Annotated in this window: 4 protein-coding genes; 3 read left to right on the top strand and 1 reads right to left on the bottom strand. The window is 59.6% G+C overall.

Annotated elements, in window-relative coordinates:
* Positions 1 to 392 precede the first annotated feature (392 nt).
* The gene (locus KZX46_RS03815) at positions 393 to 3,266 is read left to right on the top strand and encodes an EAL domain-containing protein (protein WP_219773961.1); all 2,874 of its coding nucleotides are present in this window, start codon (positions 393 to 395) and stop codon (positions 3,264 to 3,266) included.
* Between the two features lie 97 nt (positions 3,267 to 3,363).
* Complete coding sequence (locus KZX46_RS03810; protein ID WP_219773960.1) at positions 3,364 to 3,906, top strand: biliverdin-producing heme oxygenase; 543 nt, start codon at positions 3,364 to 3,366, stop codon at positions 3,904 to 3,906.
* Between the two features lie 531 nt (positions 3,907 to 4,437).
* Here the strand turns inward: KZX46_RS03810 and KZX46_RS03805 are convergent.
* Positions 4,438 to 5,325, bottom strand: a complete 888-nt coding sequence (locus tag KZX46_RS03805; RefSeq protein ID WP_219773959.1) for a DUF5677 domain-containing protein — start codon at positions 5,323 to 5,325, stop codon at positions 4,438 to 4,440.
* Positions 5,326 to 5,739: 414 nt separating this feature from the next.
* Here KZX46_RS03805 and KZX46_RS03800 point away from each other — a divergent pair, with 414 nt between their 5' ends.
* Positions 5,740 to 6,507, top strand: coding sequence for a hypothetical protein (locus KZX46_RS03800; RefSeq protein WP_219773958.1), 768 nt, complete (start codon positions 5,740 to 5,742; stop codon positions 6,505 to 6,507).
* The last annotated feature ends 3 nt before the right edge of the window (positions 6,508 to 6,510 follow it).

Here is a 6,510-nt window from a genome sequence, read left to right as displayed (position 1 = left end):
CAGCGGCGAAATTGAAATAGCGTTACAACCGTTTTCACTAAAGTAGGTCACTGCTCGCGGAGGGTTGAGGGGCCGGAAGCGGCCTGGCAGCTTCCAGACATCGAATGCGGGAAAGCTGCCACTGCATTGATCTCTACGATCGGCGGGTGGACGCGGTTTTAAGGTCGTCAATCGCAGAAGCATCAGCGATTTAAAAAAGGCAAGATACTACCTTGCGTTCCTCCAGCGAAGTCGGTGACGCAAGCATCCCAAACTGAGCGACAGCACGTTTAATATCGGCGGCAGTGCGATTATTTACCATGTATTAATTCATTTTTTCGCTAAAAACTACTCGCGAAGTATATTAGTGGGTGGTAGGCTCCAGCTTAATGCGTCTCAAGGAGCATCGGCGCATGAGAATTAAATTGCGCGAACTAAAGCGGTCGATTGCTTCTTTCGCGACCTGCGAACAAGAAGCAATTCATACGCCGAATGTGATTCAGGGGCATGGCGCGGTTTTGCTCGCAGACTGCAGCAGTCGCCGGATCACCCACGCCAGTGCCAACCTCGAGGAGATCCTTGGATGCCTACCTGCGTGGGCGATCGGCCACACGCTCGAGGATGTCGTGGGTAAAGCCGACTTGACCCACACCGCGACCGAGCAGGGCGAGAGCGGCGCTTCGATCGGCGAAGTTATCAGCGTGCGGGGGGAGGGTGGCCGGTTGCTCAACCTTCAGGCGCATCGGTCGGGGTCATACATCTTCGTGGACCTGCAGCCGGCGATGGATGTGTTGGAGGTGACGCCTTTGACCGCGGTTCACCCCCTTCTTGAAATGTTCATGCACGCCAGATCGCGCACGCAAATTTGCGAACTTGCCGTAATGGGGCTGCGGAGCCTGTCGGGCTTTGACCGCGTAATGGCGTATCGATTCAACACCGTCGGCGACGGCACCATTATCGCCGAGTCGAAAATTGACGCTCTCGACTCGTTTCTCGGCATGACCTACCCGGCAGCCGATATTCCGCCACAGGCGAGGCGGCTGTTTATGCTCAACCGTGTCGGCGCGATCGCCGATTTCGGCTACGATCCGGTCCCGCTGCTCGTCGATCCGGCTTTCGACGACGGCATGCCGATTGACATGACCCTGAGTGCTCTACGCGGCGTGTCGCCGATCCACTGCCAGTACATGCGCAACATGAACGTCGCCGCAAGCTTGACGATTTCACTGGTCCACGGGGGCCAGTTATGGGGCATGTTGGTCTGCCACCATAATCTGCCGCGTATCGTTGGGCCAGAGCTCCGATCGGTCGCCAGACTACTCGGGCAAATCATGTCGCTGCTAATTAATAATCTGGGCGAAGCCGAAGCCTATATCGACCGATTAGCACGGCAGGCTGCGCTGCATTCGCTTGTTGAAGCGATCTCTGGTGGTCGGCCTTTCGGCGACGGGCTGATGCTGGCCGGCCCGGCGTTGCTGCAGTTGGTTGATGCCGGCGGCGTCATCATCCGGTCTGGAGATGAAAGACGTTGTTATGGCGTTCTTCCGCCATTGGCCGCTCAACAGCAGATATTGACACATTTCGAGCGAACGGCTGACGGCGCGATCGTCGCTGCCGATGATCTCGGCTTGCGACTTGCGGGAGATGCCGAGTGCTTTCTGGCCGGCAGCGGCGCCATGATCATGCGGTTTGGTGCGAGTGTCGATGAGTCTATCCTGTGGTTTCGGCCCGAACTGAAGCGCAACATTGTTTGGGGTGGAGATCCTGCAAAGCATCACTCCGTCGATCCATCAACCGGTCGGCTGTCACCACGCGAGTCGTTTGCGGCCTGGAACGAAACGACAAGCGGTCATTCAGCGCCCTGGACGGCAGCCGATCTGACGATCGCCGGCGATCTTCGTCTCGCGATTCAAGCCGAGATGTCGGCGCGTGCCAGCGCCGGCCTCGCCAAGCTTCGGCATTTCGATCCCCTGACCGGCTTGGCCAATCGCCGCCGGATGGAAGAGCGACTTCGGGAAAGGTCAACCGATAGCACCAATTGCCCCGAGATAAGCGTGCTATTCCTCGATCTCGATAGGTTCAAGGCGGTGAACGATTCGGTCGGGCACGCCGCGGGGGACATGCTGCTCATCCAAGTCGCCGAACGTCTGCTAGCAGTAGCAGGCCCGAGGCACATGGTTTCGCGTCTCGGCGGCGACGAATTTGTCGTCCTCTCACAGGGATTGGACGAAAGCGGTGTCTGCGACCTTGCCGCGCGCATCCTCGCGACACTTGAACTGCCATTCGATCTCAATGGTCATGCTGCCCACGTCTCGGCAAGCATTGGCCTGGCGATGGCGGAAGCGGTCGGCGCGCTCGATATCTTGCAGGCGGCAGATATGGCGATGTACGAGGCTAAGCAACGAGGCGGTAACCGCCATGCAATTTTTCAACAAGCAATTTACGACCATGCCGTGCGCAAGTTTGAGCTCGACCACGACCTGCGCAAAGCAGTCAATGAAACCGGGCAGCTGATGCTCGTCTATCAGCCTCTGTTCTCTCTCAAGAATGCCGATCACCGGCTGATCGGCTTCGAGGCATTGCTGCGCTGGCGTCATCCTCGGCTCGGCTGGGTGTCGCCGGATATGTTTATTCCCCTCGCCGAAAAATCGGGCGTTATCATCCCGCTAGGTGACTGGATTATCGTGACCGCAACGCGTCAAGCGAAGGCCATGCGCGATGCGGTCGATGACATCGACCTGGTGCTGACGATCAACGTCTCGGTACGGCAGCTTGCCGAGCCCGGCTTCGACCGGCGTCTGGCTTCGATTTTACTCGAAGCGGAGCTACCGGCGTCGGCAATATGTCTTGAGGTCACCGAATCGATGGTAAGTGACAAGGAAATTGCAGTCGTCTTGCGGAACATCCGATCCCTCGGCGTCAGAGTTGCCATTGACGACTTCGGTACCGGCTTTTCGTCCTTGTCATATCTGCGTCGGCTGCCCGCCGATATCGTCAAACTCGACAGCAGCTTTCTTGATCAAACCGACGAAGACCGCGACGATGTCGATTTCGTCGGCGCGGTCGTTGCGCTTATCCATGCCGCGGGCATGACCGTCATTCAGGAAGGCGTCGAGACTTCCGATCAACTTGCCATTACCAAAGTCTCGGGGGCTGACATGGTTCAGGGGTTCATGTTCGGTCGCCCGCTGCTGGCGCCGGATGCGATGAAACTCGCCCGTAAAGGCCGGATCGGCCCCAATCAGGACGAAACTTCACGTCGTTCCGAATACGAGCGGACACGATAGTGCCAGCTCCATCTCCGCAACTTCCGGCGCGAGTCATAAACTTGCAGGAACCGGGACGAATGTCTCAGATTTCGCTCATGGCGGTCGGAGAACAATAATGCCGAGGCCCGGCGAGCAGGGTAGCGCGATCGGGCGTCTGCGCGAGGCGACCTCTTCGTTTCACCTAAAAGTCGACAAGGAATACAGCCGCTTCGATTTGACCGACCGAACCAGTTATGGGCGTTTTCTTCTCGCCCAGACGCAGGCGACAGGCGCCGCAGAAGCAGGCCTGGTTCTCGACCAGACGCTCCCAGCCTGGCGGCCGCGCGCGCATCTGCTTGCCGAGGATCTTAAATTGCTGGGACTGGCCGTGCCACGGCCACTCCGGTTCGCGCAGGAAGACCGCGACGGTTGGTTGTGGGGCGTGCTGTACGTCCTCGAAGGGTCCCGTCTCGGCGGCGCCGTTCTAGTCAAGCGGTTGTCAGCCGACGTGCCGAGCGCCTTTTTGTCATCACGACATCGCACCGGAGAATGGCGGACCCTCGTCTGCTCGATCGACTCCCTTGGGGCTCGCGAAGGACAAGTGTGGCTCGACGCCGCGATCGAAGGCGCGCGTGACTGCTTTGATCTCCATGTGCGCGCGGCGGCATCGCAGCCATAATGATGCAGGAGACGACCGTTCCGGGAGGGCCAAACGTGGATTAACTCTGCGAGCTCGACATTTTCTCAAAGCGCGGTCGCAAGCTCGCCGGGGTTTACCTGCGGGTATGCGTAAGCCCGAACGCCTACAATTGCGGCCGACAAAAGTTCGCGAATGCGTTAAAACCGCGCTCGCCTCATTCAGGATATGTGCGCCGGCATATGTCCGTAAGACGGCAGACAGCCGCCGATCGCTCGATGCCTCAGCTCTGGTCTCAGCGCAGACCGCAGGGGGGCCGGTTGCCGCCTGACCGCTTACGGGCGTGGAACGCAGCATAGCTACACTTTTCTGTTCCGCTCAGCCGCACGACCCTTCAGCGGGAAGGGCAGCAATGTCCCAGACCCGGCCATCTAGAAAAATTGGTAACCTTGGCCGCCTCAGCCGATCGGCAGGCGGGCCGCAATGACCGACATGAGGGCGCGTAGTCGACGGGCAGGTCCGGCTTCGACCGTCTAACAGGTGTCAGCCAAATCGCCGTCGCGGAAGCCGGAACTAGCGACGTTGGCGGCGACCACGCCCTTGGTTGCGCTCCACAGTCTTCGCAACGTCAGCCTCACTGAAGGGCGGGCGCCGCGTATACGCATCGGGGAACAACTTCAGATGTCCGGTGACGGCGCGCTCAAGTATCGCGGTAGCGAAAAGGATCGCATGGATCATATATCGCTTCTCGTGGGCGGTCTCCAAGCCCTTGCCACGGTCGTGCTCGAAGAGACGGAAGAACGCCACCGGTCCGGTGTGGGTATGCTGAGAGAAGAATCTGTAGGCGAGGCGGAACGGCTCCTTGTCCTCGCCCATCCGCTCGAGCACGTTGTCCTGCACGAACGGGGTCTTGTGACCGCGCATCGCCTCCCGTCGCGCCTTCGGATCGAACGTGCGGAGCCACGGGTTCTCGTCGAAGCGGCGTTCGAAGTCGGCGATAACCTCGCTGTCGTCCCCGTCGGGCGGGAAGAGCCGTCCGCGGGAACCGTGGTCGTGACAGTAAAGCAGGACGAACCGACCCTGCCGGATGTCAAGATCAATCTCGTCCTCGCAAAGCCAGAAATACCAGAGGTAGGCCTCGGAGAGATTGCGGGTCAGTGACGCCACGGCGCTGAAGTCCCAATGCTCCCGAGGAGCACAATCCGGCAGCAGTCGCTCGACGCTCCTGGCAGTGACGACGATTCTTGTGAACAGAACCGAGGCGTAGGCCAGCCGGTTGCTCTCCACCCAGACATGCCCGCTGCCCATCGAAACGAGCTTAGCCCGGGTCCCTAGGTTTCGGAATTCTCTGCGACACCGGAGATACTCGGTTGTGAGCTCCGATGGTGTCAGTTCGGCAAGCCAAGCATCGGCGCCGTCGCCAGGCTGCTCGTCCTCGGGGCTCTCATCGAGCGTGGTCACTTCTCAGCCTCAATTACCGTTGCCACCGCATGAACGGCGGGGTCTATGTGTCAACCCAGCGCTTATCTCCTTAAGCTACGGCAGCTTTTGAGACAGTGGGATTATTGATTGAACGACCGAGTTTGGGCGCAAACCAGCCGACCGCCAACCTCTCCCTGTTCTATCTGCTGATCTGATGCATCGGGGATTCGGCCCTGCGAAACCTGACGCAGTTGGCAGCGCTCGGCCTTGGGATCGTCGCGGTCGGCCTCTTCTGCGCGCGGCACTCGGCCGCTTCCACGGAAGCAACGAGCCGCACCGTTGATGAGCGCCCCCGCCAGCGGCGCTTTCCGTCGCACATTATTTCGTCGACCGTCACCCTCGCCGTTGCTATCCTGGCTATCGATCCGCAGGATCTCGTCCTGGGAAACGTGATTGGACGATCACATGCGTGCGGCTAGCGCTCGACATCCCTCTTCCCCCGTTCCCCATGAGCCTCTGTCGAACTATTCCGGCAGCGATCGCAATTATCGCACCGGCACGGCCGACCCGCCGCATTTCGCCGATGCCGGGGCGGGTGGATGGAACTCGCACCCAAAGACTGCGGCGGTGGTGGCCGAGAAGGTGGCGTTGACGGCATTGATCATACAAGGCGCGACAAATCTGTATCCCGGCCCGAATGCTACCAAGCATCTCGGCCATTACCTGCAGAATACGGGCCTTGATTACACCGTCGATCTGGAAAACATGGTCCGCGTGGTGCCAAGCGCACGGGCCGCGGTGATTTCGGAGTTTCGTCTGGCACGTGCTTTTTTACAGACCCTACCCGCCGGTCGCCACACTTTCACCGCCATTTTTAATCGGTCAGGATACGACGAGAAGTCTGAAAATGCCGACTGGTTCTTCGCTACGGGTGGTTATACGCGATGGGGCAAAGGCGAAGCGATCATCTCCAACGGGAGTTTCGGTCGGCATTACGAGGTGGATTTCGAGTACCGCTTCTACGATCGTTACAACTGGGACGGCGGGAAGTCGGTCACGATCGCGGGGTTTCAGGTGACCGACCAGACCATGGGGGAGTTCCATCGCCAGGGTCTCGCGCGAGAGTACGACTGCTTCGGCTCCATCCATCGGAAATTAGCGTGGGACGGCGATTTCGGAGCCCCCGATGATTCGGTCGTTTTGAAGCCGCCGGGTCGATGACGT

This window comes from Polymorphobacter sp. PAMC 29334 (assembly GCF_019431245.1).
GTDB classification, from domain to species: domain Bacteria; phylum Pseudomonadota; class Alphaproteobacteria; order Sphingomonadales; family Sphingomonadaceae; genus Polymorphobacter_B; species Polymorphobacter_B megasporae.
This window is presented reverse-complemented; position numbering and strand designations above follow the sequence as displayed.

Bases quoted from the DNA above. Each gene is read 5' to 3' on its own strand.
- KZX46_RS03815 (WP_219773961.1), top strand. From the start codon at position 393: ATGAGAATTAAATTGCGCGAACTAAAGCGGTCGATTGCTTCTTTCGCG.
- KZX46_RS03810 (WP_219773960.1), top strand. From the start codon at position 3,364: ATGCCGAGGCCCGGCGAGCAGGGTAGCGCGATCGGGCGTCTGCGCGAG.